This is a genomic window from Rhizobium sp. 0TCS1.26, from assembly GCF_050455525.1.
Lineage (GTDB): Bacteria > Pseudomonadota > Alphaproteobacteria > Rhizobiales > Rhizobiaceae > Neorhizobium.
The window spans coordinates 1-18,781 of record NZ_JBCIYV010000002.1 but is presented as its reverse complement, the minus strand read 5'-3'; the positions used below and the strand labels follow the sequence as shown (position 1 = coordinate 18,781).

General features: G+C 62.9%; 15 protein-coding genes, 3 tRNA genes and 2 pseudogenes. 10 read left to right on the top strand and 10 right to left on the bottom strand.

Translation table 11 applies throughout. From position 1 onward, the window contains the following. Positions 1 to 24: 24 nt before the first annotated feature. Entirely contained in the window at positions 25 to 423 is a 399-nt protein-coding gene (locus AAIH46_RS07135; RefSeq protein WP_430305052.1) for an NADH:ubiquinone oxidoreductase subunit NDUFA12, read from the top strand. A gap of 92 nt (positions 424 to 515) precedes the next feature. Next, a complete protein-coding gene (locus AAIH46_RS07130; RefSeq protein WP_430305051.1) occupies positions 516 to 941 on the top strand; it encodes a DUF2155 domain-containing protein in 426 nt (141 codons plus the stop codon). A gap of 8 nt (positions 942 to 949) precedes the next feature. Here the strand turns inward: AAIH46_RS07130 and aat are convergent, their stop codons facing one another. The 6 genes from aat to AAIH46_RS07100 all read right to left on the bottom strand — a co-directional run bounded on the left by aat (position 950) and on the right by AAIH46_RS07100 (position 7,999). Next, entirely contained in the window at positions 950 to 1,579 is a 630-nt protein-coding gene (gene aat / locus AAIH46_RS07125; RefSeq protein WP_430305050.1) for a leucyl/phenylalanyl-tRNA--protein transferase, read from the bottom strand. A 2-nt stretch (positions 1,580 to 1,581) separates the two neighbouring features. Beyond that, positions 1,582 to 2,931 carry an acetyl-CoA carboxylase biotin carboxylase subunit gene (gene accC / locus AAIH46_RS07120; RefSeq protein WP_430305049.1) on the bottom strand — a complete coding sequence of 450 codons (1,350 nt, stop codon included), beginning with the start codon at positions 2,929 to 2,931 and terminating at the stop codon, positions 1,582 to 1,584. Between the two features lie 10 nt (positions 2,932 to 2,941). Further along, on the bottom strand, positions 2,942 to 3,406 hold the full coding sequence (gene accB / locus AAIH46_RS07115; RefSeq protein ID WP_430305048.1) for an acetyl-CoA carboxylase biotin carboxyl carrier protein: 465 nt from the start codon (positions 3,404 to 3,406) through the stop codon (positions 2,942 to 2,944). 25 nt (positions 3,407 to 3,431) lie between these two features. After that, complete coding sequence (aroQ, locus tag AAIH46_RS07110; RefSeq protein ID WP_430305047.1) at positions 3,432 to 3,869, bottom strand: type II 3-dehydroquinate dehydratase; 438 nt, start codon at positions 3,867 to 3,869, stop codon at positions 3,432 to 3,434. Between the two features lie 117 nt (positions 3,870 to 3,986). Continuing rightward, a complete protein-coding gene (locus AAIH46_RS07105) occupies positions 3,987 to 4,751 on the bottom strand; it encodes a DsbA family protein (RefSeq protein ID WP_430305046.1) in 765 nt (254 codons plus the stop codon). Between the two features lie 242 nt (positions 4,752 to 4,993). Beyond that, positions 4,994 to 7,999, bottom strand: a complete 3,006-nt coding sequence (locus AAIH46_RS07100) for an Rne/Rng family ribonuclease (RefSeq protein ID WP_430305045.1) — start codon at positions 7,997 to 7,999, stop codon at positions 4,994 to 4,996. 698 nt (positions 8,000 to 8,697) lie between these two features. Here AAIH46_RS07100 and AAIH46_RS07095 point away from each other — a divergent pair. The 3 genes from AAIH46_RS07095 to prfB all read left to right on the top strand — a co-directional run bounded on the left by AAIH46_RS07095 (position 8,698) and on the right by prfB (position 13,917). Then, the gene (locus AAIH46_RS07095; protein WP_430305044.1) at positions 8,698 to 9,945 is read left to right on the top strand and encodes an N-acetylmuramoyl-L-alanine amidase; all 1,248 of its coding nucleotides are present in this window, start codon (positions 8,698 to 8,700) and stop codon (positions 9,943 to 9,945) included. Between the two features lie 283 nt (positions 9,946 to 10,228). Further along, a complete protein-coding gene (locus tag AAIH46_RS07090) occupies positions 10,229 to 12,682 on the top strand; it encodes a penicillin-binding protein 1A (protein ID WP_430305042.1) in 2,454 nt (817 codons plus the stop codon). A 106-nt stretch (positions 12,683 to 12,788) separates the two neighbouring features. Continuing rightward, a protein-coding gene (prfB, locus tag AAIH46_RS07085; protein WP_430305041.1) for a peptide chain release factor 2 occupies positions 12,789 to 13,917 on the top strand; the annotation gives its coding sequence in 2 pieces (ribosomal slippage) (positions 12,789 to 12,857 and positions 12,859 to 13,917; 1,128 coding nt in all). A 67-nt stretch (positions 13,918 to 13,984) separates the two neighbouring features. On the opposite strand, the gene AAIH46_RS07080 is transcribed toward prfB, so the two are convergent. Next, positions 13,985 to 14,758 carry an NAD kinase gene (locus AAIH46_RS07080; protein WP_430305040.1) on the bottom strand — a complete coding sequence of 258 codons (774 nt, stop codon included), beginning with the start codon at positions 14,756 to 14,758 and terminating at the stop codon, positions 13,985 to 13,987. A 170-nt stretch (positions 14,759 to 14,928) separates the two neighbouring features. On the opposite strand from AAIH46_RS07080, the gene AAIH46_RS07075 reads away from it, so the two are divergent. Continuing rightward, a tRNA-Thr gene (locus tag AAIH46_RS07075) sits at positions 14,929 to 15,004 on the top strand. Positions 15,005 to 15,059: 55 nt separating this feature from the next. Here the strand turns inward: AAIH46_RS07075 and AAIH46_RS07070 are convergent. Both AAIH46_RS07070 and AAIH46_RS07065 read right to left on the bottom strand, forming a co-directional pair. Continuing rightward, a complete protein-coding gene (locus AAIH46_RS07070; protein ID WP_430305039.1) occupies positions 15,060 to 15,488 on the bottom strand; it encodes a YqaA family protein in 429 nt (142 codons plus the stop codon). Between the two features lie 218 nt (positions 15,489 to 15,706). Then, entirely contained in the window at positions 15,707 to 16,426 is a 720-nt protein-coding gene (locus tag AAIH46_RS07065; protein WP_430305038.1) for a hypothetical protein, read from the bottom strand. 391 nt (positions 16,427 to 16,817) lie between these two features. Between AAIH46_RS07065 and AAIH46_RS07060 the strand changes: the two are divergent. After that, a pseudogene (locus tag AAIH46_RS07060) lies at positions 16,818 to 17,234 on the top strand (response regulator); the annotation flags it as partial. A 37-nt stretch (positions 17,235 to 17,271) separates the two neighbouring features. On the opposite strand, the gene rlmB reads toward AAIH46_RS07060, so the two are convergent. Then, complete coding sequence (gene rlmB, locus AAIH46_RS07055) at positions 17,272 to 18,153, bottom strand: 23S rRNA (guanosine(2251)-2'-O)-methyltransferase RlmB (RefSeq protein ID WP_430305037.1); 882 nt, start codon at positions 18,151 to 18,153, stop codon at positions 17,272 to 17,274. A 197-nt stretch (positions 18,154 to 18,350) separates the two neighbouring features. Here rlmB and AAIH46_RS07050 point away from each other — a divergent pair. The 3 genes and pseudogenes from AAIH46_RS07050 to AAIH46_RS07040 all read left to right on the top strand — a co-directional run. Further along, positions 18,351 to 18,435, top strand: a tRNA-Tyr gene (locus AAIH46_RS07050). A gap of 24 nt (positions 18,436 to 18,459) precedes the next feature. Then, positions 18,460 to 18,533 (top strand) — tRNA-Gly (locus AAIH46_RS07045). 172 nt (positions 18,534 to 18,705) lie between these two features. Continuing rightward, positions 18,706 to 18,781, top strand: a pseudogene (locus AAIH46_RS07040) (GTP-binding protein); the annotation flags it as partial.

Below are 18,781 nucleotides of genomic sequence, written 5' to 3'. Positions count from 1 at the left end.
CTCTCGCGAGGACGTTGGAAAAAAATGAAGAATCTGCTGCTTCAAATCTTCACCTGGTGGAACGGCCAGACGCTCGGCACCCGCTTCTTCACATGGCGCAAGGGCACGCGCGTCGGTGAGGACGAGTTCGGCAACGTGTATTTCGAAGGCCCGATGAGCTCCTATGGCCTGCCGCGCCGATGGGTGATCTACAAGGGCTACGCGGAAGCCTCCGCCATTCCCGCCGGCTGGCACGGCTGGATGCACCACCGCACCGACGTTCCGCCGTCGAAGGAAACCTATGTCGAGCGCGAGTGGCAGAAGTCGCATCGCCCCAACATGACCGGCACGCCGCAGGCCTATCGTCCGAAGGGTTCGCTGGAGGCGACGGGTGAGCGTCCGCGGGTCACCGGCGACTATGACGCCTGGACCCCCGGCGGCTGATGTCGCCTCCGCGTTGAGGCCACATTTGCGGCCTAACGCGTCTGGTCCCGGCACATGGTCGGGACTGGCTCTTGCTCACGGTGAATTGGCTGATGCGACACTCTTCCCTACGCTCGCTCGTCTACGGGCTCTCGCTCCTTGCGACGGTGGTGCCGTTCGTCGAAGAGGCAGAGGCTGCGCGGCTGGAGAATCCGGTCGCGGAGTTTTCCGGCATCGACAAGATCACCGGCCGCATCACCAAGTTCGACGTCTATGTCAACGAAACCGTCCAGTACGGCGCGCTTCAGGTGACGCCAAAGGTCTGCTTCTCGCGTGACGACACCGAAGCGCAGAAGGTTGACGGCTTCATCGAGGTTGACGAGATCACGCTCGATCGGAAGATCCGCCGCATCTTTACCGGATGGATGTTTGCCGACAGCCCGGGTCTCAACGCTGTCGAGCACCCGATCTATGACGTCTGGCTGACGGGCTGCAAGCAGCAGTCCGACGTTCCCCCGCCGGCATCGGCGGGCAAATAGCCGACCGTTCAGTCTTCGCCAGAAAAGGGCAGGTGCGGCGATTCGATCGCCGCGCGCAGCAGCTTCAGGTAATCGTCCTTGGCCACATCCACGGCGCCGAACGTCTTCAGGTGTTCGGTGGTGAACTGCGTATCGAGCAGCCGGAACGCGCGCGCGTTCAACCGTTCCACCAGGTGTACGAGGCAGATCTTGGAAGCGTTGGTGCGCCTGGAGAACATGCTCTCGCCGAAGAAGGCCGCACCCAGCGACACCCCGTAAAGTCCGCCGACGAGTTCATCGCCTTCGAAGGCCTCGACGCTGTGAGCGTGCCCCATGCGGTGCAGGTCGGTATAGAGCTGGCGGATGGTGGAATTGATCCAGGTACTGGGACGGTCGTCCGCTTCCTGAGCACAGCCGGCCATGACGGCCTCGAATGCGGTGTTGACCCGGATGTCGAGAGAGGACTGCTTCATCGCCTTGCGCAGGCTGCGCGAGGCGTGGAAGGCGTCGAGGGGCAGGATGCCCCTGACTTCAGGTTCGACCCAGAATATCTCCGGATCGTCGGCCGAATCGGCCATCGGGAACAGGCCTATGGAATAGGCGCGCAGCAGAACATCCGGAGTAATGGCGGGATAGTATCTGCCGCGCCGCCCAGCCATTGCTATCCTTCGACCTTGTCACCGGCCAGATACTTTTCCAGCCAGTGGATGTCGTAATCTCCGTTGGCGATGTCCTGGTTGGAGACCAGATCCTGGAACAGCGGCAGCGTTGTCTTGATGCCGTCGACGACGAACTCGTCGAGGACGCGGCGCAACCGCATCATGCATTCGACGCGGGTGCGTCCATGCACGATCAGCTTGCCGATCAGGCTGTCGTAGTAAGGCGGGATCTTGTAGCCGGCATAGGCGCCCGAATCGACGCGTACGCCGAGGCCGCCCGGCGCGTGGAAGTGCGTGATCGTGCCCGGCGAAGGGACGAAGGTCCGCGGATCCTCGGCATTGATGCGGCATTCGATCGCGTGGCCGGAAAACACGATGTCTTCCTGCTGGACCGATAGACCGGCGCCGGATGCGACTCGGATCTGCTCGTGCACGAGGTCAATGCCGGTGATCGCTTCGGTGATCGGATGCTCCACCTGAAGGCGGGTGTTCATTTCGATGAAGTAGAACTCGCCGTTCTCGTAGAGGAACTCCACGGTGCCGGCGCCGCGATACTTCATCTTCTTCATTGCGTCAGCGCAGATCTGGCCGATCTTCATCCGCTGCTCGACGTTGAGGGCAGGGGAGTTTGCCTCTTCCCAGACCTTCTGGTGACGGCGCTGCAGAGAGCAGTCGCGTTCGCCGAGATGGATGGCATTGCCTTCGCCGTCGCCGACGACCTGCACTTCGATGTGCCGCGGCTTGCCGAGATACTTTTCCATGTAGACGGCGTCGTTGCCGAAGGCTGCGAGTGCCTCGGAACGTGCCGTCGAGACGGCCTCATCGAGGTCTGCTTCGGTCTTCGCCACCTTCATGCCGCGACCGCCGCCACCGGCCGTCGCCTTGATCAGGACCGGGAAACCGATCTGCCGGGCGATCTCCTGCGCGTTCTCCGGCAGCACTTCACCGTCCGAACCCGGAACGACCGGGATGCCAAGCTCGACCGCCGTCTTCTTGGCGGTGATCTTGTCGCCCATCAGACGGATGTGTTCCGCCGTCGGGCCGATGAAGGTGATGCCGTGCGCATCGAGAATATCGGCGAACTTGGCGTTTTCCGACAGGAAGCCATAACCCGGATGCACAGCATCGGCGCCGGTGATTTCGCAGGCGGCAACGATCTGGTGGATGTTGAGGTAGCTGTCGCGCGAAGGCGGCGGCCCGATGCAGACGCTTTCGTCGGCCAGCCGCACATGCATGGCGTCGGCGTCAGCCGTCGAATGAACGGCAACAGTGGCGATACCGAGCTCCTTGCAGGCGCGCAGCACCCGCAGGGCGATTTCGCCGCGATTGGCGATGAGGATCTTGGAGATCATGGGCAAAGCCTTACTCGATCACAACGAGCGGCTCGCCATACTCAACCGGCTGACCGTCTTCGACGATGATTTCCGTCACCTTGCCGGAGCGCGGTGCCGGGATCTGGTTCATGGTCTTCATCGCTTCGATGATGAGCAGCGTCTGGCCTTCCTTGACCGTGGCGCCGACTTCGATGAAGGGACGCGCGCCCGGAGCAGGCGACAGGTAGGCAGTGCCGACCATCGGTGCGGCAAGCGCGTTGCTGCGGTCCTTCTTGGCTTCAACGGCCGGGGCTGCAGGAGCCGCTGCTGCCGGCGCAGCATACGTCATCGCCTGCGGTGCGGCCTGGACGTATTGCGGAGCCGTGATGGTACGGGAGACGCGGATGCGGACATCGTCCTGTTCGACCTCGATCTCGGTCAGGTCGGTATCATTGAGGATGTTCGCCAGATCGCGGATCAACCCCTTGTCGATACCGGTTTTGTTCTCAGACATGGTCAACCTATCTGTTCTGTTGTTCTTAGCTGGTTATGTCGTGCAGCGCGTGTAGCGCAAGGACGTAGCCCTTGGGACCCAATCCGCAAATCATGCCCTTGGCGGCCGGCGCAATCATCGACTTGTGCCGGAATTCTTCGCGCGCATGAATGTTGGAAATATGGACTTCCACCACGGGCACGGCGATGGCGCGGATCGCGTCGTGCAGGGCGATCGACGTATGGCCATAGGCGCCCGGATTGATAATCACGCCCGTGGCGCGCTCACCGGCCTCCTGCAGCCGGTCGACGAGCACGCCCTCGTGGTTGCTCTGGAAGCATTCGACAGTAAACCCCAGGCTTTCGCCCGTCTCGATGCAGTCGTTCTCGATGTCCTTGAGGGTCTTGCCGCCGTAGATGCCCGGCTCTCGCTTGCCAAGCAGGTTGAGGTTAGGCCCGTTGAGGACAAAGATGGTCTTGCTCATGGATTACCCGTCAGAAAAATCAGGGCCACCTATAGACCGGCACAGCCTCAAGGAAAAGCCCCCGGCTGTGAAAGCCGTGCATAACCGGGGGATGTGCAAGAACAGGAGGGCAGTCCGTCAGCAGGTCGCCTTGCCGCAGACGCGCATGTTGGCGATCTTTTCTGCCAGTTGCTGCTGTCCGACTGCGCCGAACAGAGCCTCTTCGCCGACGACGTAGAAGGGCGTACCGGTGACGCCGAGCGCATTGGCAAGTTCATAGGTTGCGCGAACCTGCGGCTCGTTGGGGTTCTTCTCCATCGACGCGCGGATGGCGGCTTCCGAGATCCCCAGGCCGGTGGCGACCTCGATTGCCGTGTCTTCCGTCGCGCGTGTCTGGCCGCCCAGCAGGCCCCGGTGAAACTCAGGGTACTTTTCGGGCGCAATCAGCCTGACCGCATTGGCCACCCGGTGCGCCGCCATCGAATCCGGCCCGAGAATGGGGAATTCCTTCAGCACGAAACGGACGTTCTTGTCGGCTGAAAGGACAGTCTCCATGTCGGACAGCGCGTGCTTGCAGTAGCCGCAGTTGTAGTCAAAGAACTCGACGATGGTGACATCGCCCTTCGGATTGCCGAGCGTGATATCGCTTGCCGACGAGAAGATCGCGTCCTTGTTCGAGGCGATACCGGTCGACGACTGGGCGACGCGCATCTGCTGCTGCTTCTTCTCCAGTGCGTCCTGAACCTCCAGCATGATCTCCGGGTTCTCGATCAGGTATTCCCGCACGAACGCACCGATTTCCTTCTTCTGCTGGTCATCGAGTGCCGCGGCGCTGCCAGCGAAGGGCAGGCAGGAGATGCCGGTCATCAGTACGGCGGCAACGATCTTGGTGACGGGCGTCATGTCTTTCCTCATCGATTGGTTGATGCTGCTCTCGGACCCGGTCCGGGCGCATGCTTCGATAGCTGATTTGGGTTGCACCATAGAGGGCAAATGCGCCGCGCTCAAACTCACGTCTGCGTTTCGGCCCGTCTGTCGCGCCCGGTCGTTCCGTCGCCCGGCGAGACACTGGACGAAGATGGCGGGGCAAATGAAGACGGCCGCATTTCTGCGGCCGTCGACAGATAGATCAGATCTAAGGCTTCTCAGAGAAAGCCGCGGCGCTGCCACCAGCCGGCTTTCTTCGGCTTGCCGGCATCGGCGGTGTCATCTGCGGCAGGCGCATTCGACTTCACGACCGGCTCCGAGGAGCTGATATTGGAGGCGCGATTGGTCCGCACCTTCTTGTCTTCAGCCGTGTCCTCGGCATCGCCTTCCGGCGCAGATGCTGCGGCTTCCGGCTGCGCCTCAACCTCTGCCGGGACCTCCGGCTCGGCAGCAGCGGCGCTGACCGGTTCGGCAGGCTCTGCGGCAGCCTCTTCCGGCGTCGCGACCGGAGCCTCAGCTTCTGCAGCAGGGCTTGCCTGCGGCTCGATGGCCGGGGTCTCGATCGTCTCGGCAGCCACTTCTTCGGCGTCAACCGTGCTTGCCTTGGCCTTGCGGGTCCGGCGCGGCCTTGCAGGCTTTGCATCCGAAGCGACTTCGGGAGCTTCCGGCGGGCGCTCCGCTACAGTCTCGGCAGCAACCGATTCCGCGGCAACCACCGGATCGGTGCCTTCCGCTTCGTCTGCGGACACCGCTGCGTTGCCATCGCCTTCATCCGAGCCGTTTGCCTCGTCTTCCTGGCGGTTGCGACGACCGCCGCGCTTGCCGCGACGGCGGCGCTTGCGGCGCTGGCTGTCGTCACCGTCCGCTACGGCATCCTCGGCACGGGCTTCGTCCGTCTCGCCGGCGTCGTCATCTTCGCCACCTTCGCTGTCGTCTTCGTCGTCCGACAGTTCGGCTGCATCATTCTGCGGCTGGTCGCCGTTGCGTTCGCCACGGTTGCGACGACGGCGGCGACGCTTGCGCTTCTTGCCGTTCTGGTCGTCTTCGCCGCTGCGCGCTTCCTGCGGCGCCGGAGCGCTGCCGGAGATTTCCTCTTCGATCTCTTCCTCGTCGGCCTCGATCACCAGATCGTCGTCGTCCTCTTCGACCGGGATGGCGGCGAACTGCATCAGGCTTTCGATCTTGACCGGGTTCTCGACAGGCTCGCCGCGATCGATGGCGAAATGGGCAGAGCCGATCGTCGCGTCCGATTCGATGTAGATCGCCACGCCGAAGCGGTTCTCGTAGTCGACAACGCTGCCGCGCTTCTGGTTGAGCAGGTAGAGCGCGATATCCGGCGTCGTGCGCACGGTGATGTCGTGAGTGGTGTTCTTGAGGAGGTGCTCCTCGATGCCGCGCAGCACATGGAGCGCGACCGACGACTGCGACCGGACGTGGCCGGTGCCGCCGCAATGCGAGCATATCTGGGTCGTCGATTCAAGAACGCTGGCGCGGATGCGCTGACGCGACATCTCCAGCAGGCCGAAATGCGAGATCCGGCCGACCTGGATGCGGGCGCGGTCGTTCTTCAGGCAATCCTTGAGCTTCTTTTCGACGGCGCGGTTGTTGCGCTTCTCTTCCATGTCGATGAAGTCGATGACGATCAGGCCGGCGAGGTCGCGCAGGCGCAGCTGGCGTGCGACTTCCTCTGCAGCTTCCAGATTGGTCTGGAGTGCGGTGTCCTCGATCGAATGCTCGCGCGTCGAGCGGCCGGAGTTGACGTCGACGGCAACCAGGGCTTCGGTCTGGTTGATGATCAGGTAGCCGCCGGACTTCAGCGTTACCTGCGGCTGCAGCATGCGGTCGAGCTGCGCTTCGATGCCCGACCGTGCGAAGATCGGATGCATGTCGCGGTATGGCTGAACAACCCGCGCGTGGCTCGGCATCAGCATCTTCATGAAGTCTTTCGCTTCACGATAGCCTTCTTCGCCGGACACGATGACTTCGGAAATGTCCTTGTTGTAGAGGTCGCGGATCGAACGCTTGATCAGCGAACCTTCTTCGTAGACCAGGCACGGCGCGATGGAATTCAGCGTCAGCGTGCGGACGTTTTCCCACAGGCGCATCAGGTATTCGAAGTCGCGCTTGATCTCGACGCGCGTGCGGTTGGCACCGGCGGTCCGCAGGATGACGCCCATGCCCTGCGGAACTTCAAGCTCGCGGGCGATTTCCTTCAGACGCTTGCGGTCCGTCGGCTGGGTGATCTTGCGGGAAATGCCGCCGCCACGCGCCGTGTTTGGCATCAGGACCGAATAGCGGCCGGCGAGCGACAGATAGGTGGTGAGCGCTGCGCCCTTGTTGCCGCGTTCTTCCTTGGCGACTTGGACCAGCAGGATCTGCCGGCGCTTGATCACTTCCTGGATGCGGTACTGCTTGCGGGGCTTGCGGTAGACGCGATCCGGAACCTCTTCCATGGCGTCTTCGGCGCCGACGGATTCGATTTCTTCCTTCTCGTGATGGTCGTCATCGTCATCATCGTCGTCGCGGCTGCGACGGTCGACGACTTCCTCGGAGATGGAGTCGGTTTCGACCATAGCCGCCATGGTGTCCGGCGTGCTGTCGTCGTCGGCATCGGTTGCCTGAACGGCGGGCGTCTCGCCAGCATGTTCGGCGCCGGCTTCGGAGGCCTCAGCGGCGGCCGCTTCGTCGCCAGCCGGCTCTGCAACCTTCTTGCGGGCGCGGCTGCGGCGCGGCTTTGCCTTGGGCTTGTCTTCGGCGACAGCCTCGACCTCGGCGCCAGCAGCCTGTTCAGGCTGATCGGCGGCGGTCTCGTCGGCTGCGACGGGCTCTTCGCTTCCAAGGGCTGCCTCAACCTGGGCGACGACCTTGGCATTCGGACGTTCGACCTTGGGAGGATCGCCGGCCGGCTCCGAATCGAAGTCCGCATGGCGACGCTGGTCTTCGGCTTCCGCCTGCATCAGCGCCTGCCGATCCGCGAGCGGGATCTGGTAGTAGTCGGGGTGGATTTCCGCGAAGGCCAGGAAGCCGTGACGGTTGCCGCCGTAATCGACGAACGCCGCCTGCAGCGAGGGTTCGACGCGGGTCACCTTCGCCAGGTAGATATTGCCGCGTATCTGTTTCTTGTGTTCCGACTCGAAGTCGAATTCTTCAATCCGGTTGCCCCGGACGACTACAACGCGCGTCTCCTCTTCGTGAGACGCGTCGATAAGCATTTTGTCTGCCATTGAATATCTGCTCCTCGGCGCGGGATCGCATACGCCGAGAGGTCTGTCACGAGGACAGGCTTATCGTGGTTCGCGTCCGGTGCGCCGGATAAGAAAGATCCCGTTGGAGTGTTTGATGGCTGCACCGGCCGGACGCCGAAAGGAGCCTTGGGCCCGCTCAGCGTTTCCGTAATATGCAATCCGTGCCGCAACATCAAAGACCAGACGAGAAAGACGATACAATAGACCCTGACAGGGGCCCGATGAATTTGCTCCCGATGAGCGTGGATGGCGAGCCATCCGGTACTGTCCCGGCCACCGCCGGATCGGATAGTGTTTCGAGCCAAGTGTAGAGACGGCGGATGTCTGCGGTCCGCGGCGCCAGAACTGAAACGCTGGCAGCCTATCGACAGACTATCCCGTCGACACTTAAACCCTCATAACCCTTGTATGTTTTATCCATAACAATAGCAAGCGGAAAGCCGGTTCTGCCTTATTGTGGATCAATTTCGCGGCCTTAACCCGCAAAACCCGGCGGGCGGCCGGGCGAGCCATTCGGCAGGGCGGCATTTGCTCCCGATTCTGCCAATGGTGTAGAACGAGAATCAGACGTGTCGGCGGCGCGACACAGAACGGATTGCGGGGGCATGCGACAGACGTACGACCGTAGGATGAGCGGTGAGGGGTTCTCGCCGACCATCAAGTCTAGGCGGCTTGGTTTGTTTCAGGCACGTGGACCGTTTGCCGCCTGCCTACGCTTCATTGCTGCCTGGCTGGCGATCCTCCTGCTTGGAGCGACCGGGGTGCCTGCCGCGGAGACCCGTGGCGATGCGCTCCTTGCTTTCGGCGCGCGGATCGCCGGCGATGATGCGCGCAGCCGCGTCGTCATCGACTTCGATGGCAAGCCGTCCTTCTCCGTCCACTATCTTGCGGCGCCGGAGCGCATCGTCATCGACCTGCCTGCAACGGCTTTCGGCTTCCCCGCCGATGATCTGGCGCCGCGCGGCCTGTTCCAGGATATTCGTTATGGGGCGATGGACGAGGGCAGCGCGCGGATCGTCTTCACGCCGAACAGACCGGTAAAGCTGGTCAATGCCGAAGTGCAGAAGAACGAGGGGCATGGCTTCCGTCTCGTTTTGGATGCCGAGATGTCCACCGCCGAAGCAGTGGCCGAACTCGTGAAAACGCAGAGCTGGACCTCGGCAGAGCCCACGTCCGATCCGACGGCGGGTGTCGGCGCCTCCGCCGCCTCTCCGGATCCGGCAACCGATGCGGTTTTCACCATCGCCGTCGATGCCGGCCACGGGGGGATCGATACGGGGACGGTGGGCGGCAAGTCGGGCACACCGGAGAAGGAGATCACGCTCGCCTTCGCCCGGGATCTTACCGACCGGTTGAACCGCGAGCCTGGGGTGAGGGCGTTCCTCACCCGCAAGAACGATACCTTCCTGTCGCTCTCCCAGCGGGTGACGCTGGCGCGACAGGGGGCGGCCGACCTGTTCATCTCCCTGCATGCCGACCAGTTGGGTCAGAAGGGCATCCGCGGCGCGACCGTCTACACGCTGTCGGATACTGCTTCCGACCGCATGGCCGCAGCCCTTGCGGCGCGCGAAAACCTGTCCGACCAGCTGGCCGGCTACGCCATCGAGAACGGTCCACCCGAAATCGCCGACATCCTTCTCGATCTTGCCAGGCGCGAGACGCAGGCTTTCTCGATCTCGCTCGCCCGCCGTCTCGTGAATTCCTTCAACGGGCAGATTGAGCTGATCAACAACCCGCACCGCTCGGCAGGCTTCCAGGTGCTGCGTGCACCGGATATTCCTTCGATCCTGCTCGAACTCGGCTTCCTCAGCAACGAGGAGGACGAAAAGCTGCTGCTGGAGCCCGGCTGGCGGAGCAAGGTTGCCGACCTCATCGCCAAGGCCGTCACCGCCTATCGCCAGCAGACCGTCGTTGGTGGCGGCTGAGGCGAGCGTGACCTGAAAACGACAGCGGGCGGAGAAAGCCGCTGCGATGCGGCATATACAAGAACTTACCCTGGGTTTGTTGGGTGAGGGGCCCTATTTTACTCACATTCAAGGGTTTACTCGAACGACAGCAGACAGCGGCCGACTCACGGGCCGCGACTGGGCCGGCCGAGCCGCCGGACATGTGCCGGACTTGCACTTGTCGGATCGCCCGTGCAAAAGCCCTAAAAACATGAGATGGTGCGCCTGAGATGCGCCGGACACGACGAAACGGTAGCTTCGAATGATCAGATTGCTTGGATACTTCTTCGGACTGGCCTGCGTTGCCTTCTTCGCAGTTGCCGCCGTCGTCGCTGTTTATCTCGCCAGCGTATCCAGAGACCTGCCGAACTACGAGGTTCTGGCGTCCTACGAGCCTCCGGTCGCGACCCGCGTGCACGCCGGAAACGGTGCGCTTATGGCGGAATATGCGCGCGAAAAGCGGCTGTTCCTGCCGATCCAGGCCATTCCCGACCGCGTCAAGGCCGCGTTCATCGCCGCCGAAGACCAGAACTTCTACACGCATCCGGGCATCGACTTCTGGGGCCTGACGCGTGCCGTCGTCAACAATGTCCAGAACATCGGTTCCGGCCGGCGTCCGGAAGGCGCTTCGACGATCACCCAGCAGGTGGCGAAGAACTTCCTTCTGTCGTCCGACCAGACGATCGACCGCAAGGTCAAGGAAGCGATCCTCTCCTTCCGCATCGAGCAGACCTATTCCAAGGACAAGATCCTCGAGCTCTATCTCAACGAGATCTTCTTCGGCTTCAACGCCTATGGCATCGCGGGCGCGGCACTTACCTATTTCGACAAGTCGGTGACCGAACTGACGATCGCCGAAGCCGCCTTCCTCGGCGGGCTGCCGAAGGGGCCGGCCAACTATAATCCGTTCCGCCATGAAGAGGCAGCCCTTACCCGCCGCAACTATGTCATCACCCGCATGGCCGAAGACGGCTACATCACCGCCAGCGATGCCGAGGAGGCGAAGAAGCAGCCGCTCGGCGTGAATATCCGCCGCGGTGGGTCGTCGCTTTTCGCATCGGAATATTTCTCCGAGGAAGTGCGCCGCCAGATTATCGAGAAATACGGCGACAAGGCGCTCTATGGCGGTGGCCTGTCGGTTCGCACCTCGCTCGATCCCGATCTCCAGGTCATGGCGCGCGCCTCGCTGCAGAAGGGCCTCGAGGAGTATGATCAGCGTCGAGGCTTCCACGGCGCTCTCGGCAAGGTATCGGTCGAAGGCGACTGGGGTCCGGAACTCGCCAAGCTGCCGACCCTTCGGGACGTGCCGGAATGGAAACTCGCGGTCATCCTGAACGTCTCGGCAAAGAGTGTCGATATCGGGCTGCAGCCTTCAACGGTCGGCGGCAAGGTCGAGGAAACCCGGACGCGCGGCCAGATCTCGGCCGAGGACATGAAGTGGGCCTACCGCGACGCCAAGGGGGAGCGCAAGACCGCAAGGTCGCCGGAAGGCGTGCTCAATCCGGGTGACGTCGTCTACGTCCAGCCGGTCGACGGCAAGGATGGCAGCTACAGCCTGCGCCAGCCGCCGAAGGTGCAGGGTGGCATGGTCGTCATGGACCCGCACACCGGCCGCGTGCTGGCGATGGTCGGCGGCTTCTCCTTTGGTCAGTCGGAATTCAATCGGGCGACACAGGCGATGCGCCAGCCGGGGTCCTCCTTCAAGCCCTTCGTCTATGCGGCAGCACTCGACAACGGCTATACTCCGGCCTCCGTCATTCTTGACGCGCCGATCGAGATGGTGTCGGGCGGCCAGGTCTGGCGGCCGGAAAACTACGGCGGCGATTCTGCCGGACCCTCGACGCTGCGCCTCGGCATCGAAAAGTCGCGCAACCAGATGACCGTCCGCCTGGCGCAGGACATGGGCATGGAGGTTGTCGCGGAATATGCCAACCGCTTCGGCATCTACGACAAGATGCCGCCGCTGCTGGCGATGTCGCTGGGCTCCGGCGAGACCACGGTGCTGCGGATGGTGTCGGCCTATTCGGTCATCGCCAATGGTGGCCAGCAGATCAAGCCGACGCTGATCGACCGCATCCAGGACCGCTACGGCAAGACCATCTTCCGTCATGAGGAACGCACCTGCGAGGGCTGCAACTTCAACAGCTGGGCCGGCCAGGACGAGCCGACGCTGGTCGATAACCGCGAGCGGGTCCTCGACCCGATGACCGCCTACCAGATCACCTCGATGATGGAAGGTGTCGTGACCCGCGGCACCGCCGCCGGCAAGATCCCCGTCAAGGACCGTCCGGTTGCCGGCAAGACCGGCACCACCAATGACGAGAAGGACGCCTGGTTCGTCGGCTTCACGCCGGATCTGGTGGCTGGCCTCTATGTCGGCTTCGATACGCCTGCGCCGCTCGGCCGGGCGGGAACCGGCAGCGGTCTCGCGGCGCCGATCTTCGGTGATTTTCTCGCCAAGGCTGCGAAAATGTCGCCGCCGACCAAGTTCCAGGTGCCGGCCGGCATGCAGTTCATCTCGGTCAACCGCAAGACCGGCATGGCCGCCTACGAGGGCGAGCCGGACACCATCGTCGAGGCATTCAAGCCCGGCACCGGCCCGGCCGACACGCTGGCCGTCATCGGCATGGACAGCCAGTTGCCGCCCGAGGAAATCCTCAAGACCTCGCCGCAGACGCAGCAGGCCGTGACCTCCGGCTCCGGTGGCCTCTTCTAGCGATGCGATCTGCCCGGCCGGCTGGCGAACAGCCTGTCGGGCTTTACATCGCCTGAGCCTGCCACTATGCACGGCGCGATCTTCCCGAAAGGACCGTAATCACACGATGCGCAACGAAACCCTGAATATTATCGATGAAATCAAGCAGGCCATAACCCTGCTGAGGAGGCATCTTTGACTGGGATCAGGCGGTAAGACGACTGGACTGGTTGAACAACAAGGCCGAAGATCCGACCCTTTGGAACGATGCGGCCGAAGCCCAGAAGCTGATGCGCGAGCGCCAGCAACTCGACGATTCCATCAGCGGCGTGAAGGCGCTTGAGCAGCAGCTCAAGGATAATGTCGAGCTGATCGAGCTTGGCGAGGAAGAGGGCGACGACGGCATCGTGCGCGATGCCGAGGATGCCTTGAAGGCGTTGAAGGCGGAGGCCAACCGTCGACAGGTGGAAGCCATGCTGTCCGGCGAAGCCGACGGCAATGACAGCTACGTCGAAGTCCATTCCGGTGCCGGCGGTACCGAGAGCCAGGATTGGGCCAACATGCTGCTGCGCATGTATACCCGCTGGGCGGAACGCGCCGGCTTCAAGGTCGAGCTTCTGGAAGTGCATGACGGCGACGAAGCCGGCATCAAGTCGGCGACCATCCTCGTCAAGGGCCACAATGCCTATGGCTGGCTGAAGACCGAATCGGGCGTGCACCGCCTCGTGCGGATCTCGCCCTACGACAGCAATGCGCGCCGTCACACCTCGTTTTCGTCCATCTGGGTCTACCCGGTGGTCGACGATTCGATCCAGATCGACATCAACGAAAGCGATTGCCGCATCGACACCTACCGGTCGTCCGGCGCCGGCGGACAGCACGTCAACACCACCGACTCGGCCGTGCGTATCACGCATATTCCGAGCGGCATCGCGGTGTCGTGCCAGCAGGAGCGGTCACAGCACAAGAACAAGGCGAAGGCCTGGGAAATGCTGCGTGCCCGTCTTTACGAGGTCGAGCTGAAAAAGCGCGAGGAGGCGGCAAACGCGGAAGCCGCGTCGAAGACCGATATCGGCTGGGGTCACCAGATCCGTTCCTACGTGCTGCAGCCCTACCAGCTCGTGAAGGACCTGCGCACCGGCGTTGAGAGCACGGCGCCTGGCGACGTGCTGGATGGCGAACTGAACGAGTTCATGGAAGCAGCACTTGCCCATCGCATCAGCGGCGGTGCCGGCGAGGTTGCCGACATCGACTGAGCCTCAGGCTCCAAGCACTTCTGAAAGCGGCCCGCCTTCTTCTCGAAGGCGGGCCGCTTTGCTTCGATCAGTAGGAAAACTGTTCGGCGATGATCCGTTCGGACCAGGAGTGGTCGGGATCCGACAGGATGCGCGCCGTGCGCACCGTCGATTCGGCGATCCGCACCGACAGCACGCTCTTCACCTCGGTGTTGTCGGCAACCGCGTTGACCGGCCGTTTGTTCGGCTCGAGGATATCCAGTTCCACGCACACCTTGTTGGACAACAGCGCGCCGCGCCAGCGACGCGGTCGGAAGGCGCTCACCGGTGTCATCGCCAGGAGCGGCGCCTCGAGCGGCAGGATCGGGCCATGTGCCGAGAGATTGTAGGCCGTCGATCCGACCGGCGTGGCGATCATCAGGCCGTCGCAGATCAGTTCTTCCAGCCGCACATGCCCGTCGATGGTCACGCGTAGCTTGGCGGCCTGATACGACTGCCGGAAGAGATAGACCTCGTTGATCGCCAGTGCCACGGAAGAGGAGCCATCGGCATTGCGCGTGGTCATCTCCAATGGATGGAACTGGTTCTCGATGGCATTGGCGATGCGCTCCTGCATGCCGTCGATCGAAAAATCGTTCATCAGGAAGCCGACGGAGCCGCAGTTCATGCCGTAGATGCGTTTGCCGCTGTTGATGGTCTGGTGCAGCGTCTGCAGCATGAACCCGTCGCCACCCAGCGCGATGATCACATCCGCATCCTCGATCGCCACATTTCCGTAGATCCGCGCGAGCTCGTCGAGCGCGCTCAGCGCTTCCGGGGCCGGTGAGGCGAGGAAAGAAAGACGCAAGTTGTTCAATGACATCGGCAACCCCTTCGGCTGATGCCTTGGTACAGGAAAAGCCGGTTGCGCGACAAGCCTTGCCGAACCGAACGCCGGCCGGTGCCTCGCCTGGCGATCTGCCTTATCAGACGTGACCGACTGCAGTTTTCGCTTTACAGGCGGAGAGAATATGCTAACTCCCGCATCAAGATGCCCTTGTAGCTCAGTTGGTAGAGCACCTGATTTGTAATCAGGGGGTCCCGGGTTCGAACCCTGGCGGGGGCACCATTTTTCCAGCACTCACCGTTCCTTTGTGCCGCGTATGCGGCGTGATGCCTGTTGCTCACATCCATTCGGTCAGCGCCGCGGCAAGCGCGACGTAGCGGATGGTCTTGCCGATGCCGACGAACAGCACGAAGACGGTCAGCGGCTCCCTCATCACGCCGGCGGCAACGGTTACGGCGTCGCCGAAGATAGGCAGCCAGCTGAGCAGCAGCGACCACTTTCCATAGCGGCGGTACCATTCCTGTGCTTTCGCGAGCTTGTCCGGGCGGACAGGAAACCAGCGCTTGTGCTTGAACGATTCGACACCGCGGCCGAGGAACCAGTTGACGACGGCGCCGAGCGTGTTGCCGAGACCCGCAACCGCCACCAGCCCGACGATAGAATAGTCGCCGCTGAGAATGAGGCCTGCCAGCAAGGCTTCGGACTGCGCGGGGAAGATGGTGGCGGCAAAGAAGGCTGCCGTGAACAGAGCAAGGTAGGCTGCCATCGCCGGATGATCCCATGTCGGCCGAACCGCGCAAGGGATGTCGGGTTGCCAGTGTCAGGCGCACACATTAGCGACGGGCTCCGGTCTCGACAAGATATGTCGGCCTTGTCGGTCGGTTGCTCGGGCGAACAAGACACTGCGGAGCAGGCGAGGCGGGATCGCCGCAGGCTCTCGGCGAACGCGGCCCCTGGAGGACCGCGTTCGCCGATTGGGCAGGATCAGCGCGACGCCGACAGGCGAAGCAGCCGGCAGAGGCTGACGAGCGCCGGATCGTAGCTGCCGGAGCCGACGGAGTTGCAGCGACGCAGAACCTCGCGACGCTCACCGGCCGTCATGCCGTTGAAGGCCCGTCGCTGCTCCGGTGTCAGGGAGCCGCCGGTGCTGCCGGAGCCGGTAGAACCCGTGCTGCTCCCATTCACGCCGCCGCCGCTAAAGCCGCCGCCGCTGGTGCCGCCTGAGCCGCTACCTCCTGAACCGCCACCGCCCGGGCCGTTGCCCTGGCTGCTGGTGCCACCGACGCCAACGCCGACACCGACGTCCACTCCGCTGCCGCCTCCGATGCCGGCACCGAGGCCGGCACTGACACCCCGGTCGCCGCCGATCGACGCACCGACACCGGCGCCGATGCCGTTGGCGCCGCCGACGGAGGCGCCGAGCCCGGCATTGACGCCGCTTGCACCGCCGACCGAAGCGCCGAGCCCGGCGCTGACGCCGCTCGAACCGCCCGCGGATGCGCCGGCGCCGGCATTCACCCCGCCGGCGCCGCCAACGGAGACGTCAGCACCGACGCCGAGACCACCCTCACCACCGAGGCCGACGCTGGCGTTGATGCCGTTTTCGCCGCCAAGCCCGGCACTGATGCTCTGGGCGAATGCAGGCTGACCGATGGGCACCATGAGACAGGTACCGACCAGCAATGCTATAGACAGTCTGAGCATGGGATCCTCCATTCGATGCACGTGATGCGCGAATCAGAATGACGAGCCTGCGCCGAGGTTCCTTGCCTGCTGGCCAACATCACCAATATTTGTTAGTAGGGGCTAATAATCGCAGAAGATGTATCAATGTGATACATGCTCCGGCGTTTGGAGTGCGGCCGAAGCTCCTAGCCGTAGACTAACAGCTGCCGCGACGGGCTGGGCGGTCATTGGGCGATCGCCGTCGCAAAAGGTCCCGTGGCGCATCCATGTAGACCGTGCGGACCGCATCTTGTTTAGGATGAATGGAAACCTCGCGCCATGCGTCACGGCGTTTCAGGTACACAGGTTGATGTTGCCGCTGTTGAGGAACCTTACGCTGCTGTAGGCGTTATGGACGGAATGGCAAAAAGAGGGGGCCATGCCTTACAGAATATTGGTGGTCGAAGACCAGCTGCTGATCGCTCTGCATATTGAAGAAGCTGTGCTCGCCCTCGGTCACGAGGTTGCGGGCATTGCCGCGAATCGTGCCGACGCGCTCGGCTTCGAGAAGCACTGCGATATCGCATTCGTCGACGTCCAGCTTCAGGACGGTCCGACCGGTCCGGATGTCGGCCGCGCACTCGCTGCCAACGGCGTCACGGTGATCTTCATGACCGCAAATCCGGAAGCGCTCGCAAGCGGCGTGCCGGGCACGCTCGGCGTGATCTCGAAGCCACTCTTCGATCTGGAACTGATCAGCGCCATACAATACGCGACCGAACTGCGCGCCGGCCATCCGGCGGTGGCACCCGAACGTTTGCGGCAGTTTCATCCGGATCACGCCTGAGCGGGTGCCAGCGCCCTGGCCTTGAAGGCCGCAGCTTTTAGTCGGCGTTCTTCGCCAGGTGGTGCCGCGCAGCGTAGAGAGCGATCGCTGCGGCATTGGAGACGTTCAGCGACTTGATGGCGCCCGGCATGTCGAGGCGGGCAAGCGACGTCACCGTCTCCCGCGTCTTCTGACGCAGACCCTTTCCTTCCGATCCGAGAACCAGCGCCACCTTGGCGGCATCGAACGTGCCTTCGAGAGGGGCGGGGCCCTCCGAATCCAGCCCGATCGTCTGGAAGCCGAGACGGTGAAGCTCACCCAGCGCATCGGCAAGGTTGGTCACCTGGATATAGGGGATGAGCTCGAGCGCGCCTGAGGCCGATTTGGCGAGCACGCCGGATTCGGTCGGGCTATGGCGTTGCGTGGTGATCACTGCGCCGGCCCCGAAGGCGACCGCCGAGCGCATGATGGCGCCGACATTGTGCGGGTCGGTCACCTGGTCGAGAACCAGCAGAAGCGGGCTTTCCTTCAGTCCCTCCAGCCGACGCACGGGCAAGGGCCGGGTTTCCAGCATGACCCCCTGGTGGATGGCATCCGGGCCGAGCACCTTGTCGATGTCCTGCGGTGAAACCATGTCCACCGGGAACTTCAGGGCGCCTGCTTCGCCGATATCCAGCCGCGCAAGCGCGTTCTGTGTCACCGAAAGCTTGATGAGCTTGCGCTGCGGGTTGTCAATGGCAGCCCGCACCGTGTGCAGCCCGTAGAGGAACACCTGCTCCGGGGCCAGCTTCGGCGGTGTCCACTCGCCACCGCTCCTGCGCCGCTTCTCCTGCGGTGTCGGGATGTCACCCCTCTCGCGCTTGGCGTCGCGCACCTGGCGGCGCAGCGTCGCGTAATGCGTGTCGCGGGCGGATTTATCGTTCTGGTCGTCCTTGGTCATGCGGCCTTATAGCGGGCGTCGAGCGTCCGGCATAGTCCCGACGCAGGTCGACGACGGCTTGCAGGGCGGATTTCACTTTCCTCAATTTTTCGCGGCAAGTCGTGTTGACAGCAGCGGAACTCGCCGTCATATACGCCGCCGTGACTGCAGCGAACGACGCGGTTCACAAGCTTGGTCTTCGGTCCAGACGGAATACTGGAGGGATGCCCGAGTGGTTAAAGGGGACGGACTGTAAATCCGTTGGCTCAGCCTACGTTGGTTCAAATCCAACTCCCTCCACCATTCTGTCACGACCGAACCACGCCCGCGGGTATAGCTCAATGGTAGAGCAGCAGCCTTCCAAGCTGAATACGCGGGTTCGATTCCCGCTACCCGCTCCAACAGATCCCCAGCCGCCCGGCTTTCGCCGCAGCGGCAACACCTTCTTTCACGCCCCCTCTTGTTCCCGCGGCCGCCGTAATTATGTCTTGCGCATCGTTGGGGAAAGCCTTAAACGGCGACACCAAATCCGCTCGCGCGGATCCATCATCTTTTTGATCACAGGAAGCATCAATGGCAAAGAGCAAGTTTGAGCGCAACAAGCCTCACGTCAACATCGGCACGATCGGTCACGTTGACCACGGCAAGA

Excerpts from the sequence above, each read along its gene's own strand:
- aroQ (WP_430305047.1), bottom strand. The coding sequence starts at position 3,869 with ATGAGCAAGACCATCTTTGTCCTCAACGGGCCTAACCTCAACCTGCTT.
- AAIH46_RS07135 (WP_430305052.1), top strand. The coding sequence starts at position 25 with ATGAAGAATCTGCTGCTTCAAATCTTCACCTGGTGGAACGGCCAGACG.
- AAIH46_RS07100 (WP_430305045.1), bottom strand. The coding sequence starts at position 7,999 with ATGGCAGACAAAATGCTTATCGACGCGTCTCACGAAGAGGAGACGCGC.
- rlmB (WP_430305037.1), bottom strand. The coding sequence starts at position 18,153 with ATGACCAAGGACGACCAGAACGATAAATCCGCCCGCGACACGCATTAC.
- AAIH46_RS07070 (WP_430305039.1), bottom strand. The coding sequence starts at position 15,488 with ATGGCAGCCTACCTTGCTCTGTTCACGGCAGCCTTCTTTGCCGCCACC.
- AAIH46_RS07130 (WP_430305051.1), top strand. The coding sequence starts at position 516 with ATGCGACACTCTTCCCTACGCTCGCTCGTCTACGGGCTCTCGCTCCTT.
- AAIH46_RS07105 (WP_430305046.1), bottom strand. The coding sequence starts at position 4,751 with ATGACGCCCGTCACCAAGATCGTTGCCGCCGTACTGATGACCGGCATC.
- aat (WP_430305050.1), bottom strand. The coding sequence starts at position 1,579 with ATGGCTGGGCGGCGCGGCAGATACTATCCCGCCATTACTCCGGATGTT.
- AAIH46_RS07065 (WP_430305038.1), bottom strand. The coding sequence starts at position 16,426 with ATGCTCAGACTGTCTATAGCATTGCTGGTCGGTACCTGTCTCATGGTG.
- AAIH46_RS07080 (WP_430305040.1), bottom strand. The coding sequence starts at position 14,758 with ATGTCATTGAACAACTTGCGTCTTTCTTTCCTCGCCTCACCGGCCCCG.
- accB (WP_430305048.1), bottom strand. The coding sequence starts at position 3,406 with ATGTCTGAGAACAAAACCGGTATCGACAAGGGGTTGATCCGCGATCTG.
- accC (WP_430305049.1), bottom strand. The coding sequence starts at position 2,931 with ATGATCTCCAAGATCCTCATCGCCAATCGCGGCGAAATCGCCCTGCGG.
- AAIH46_RS07090 (WP_430305042.1), top strand. The coding sequence starts at position 10,229 with ATGATCAGATTGCTTGGATACTTCTTCGGACTGGCCTGCGTTGCCTTC.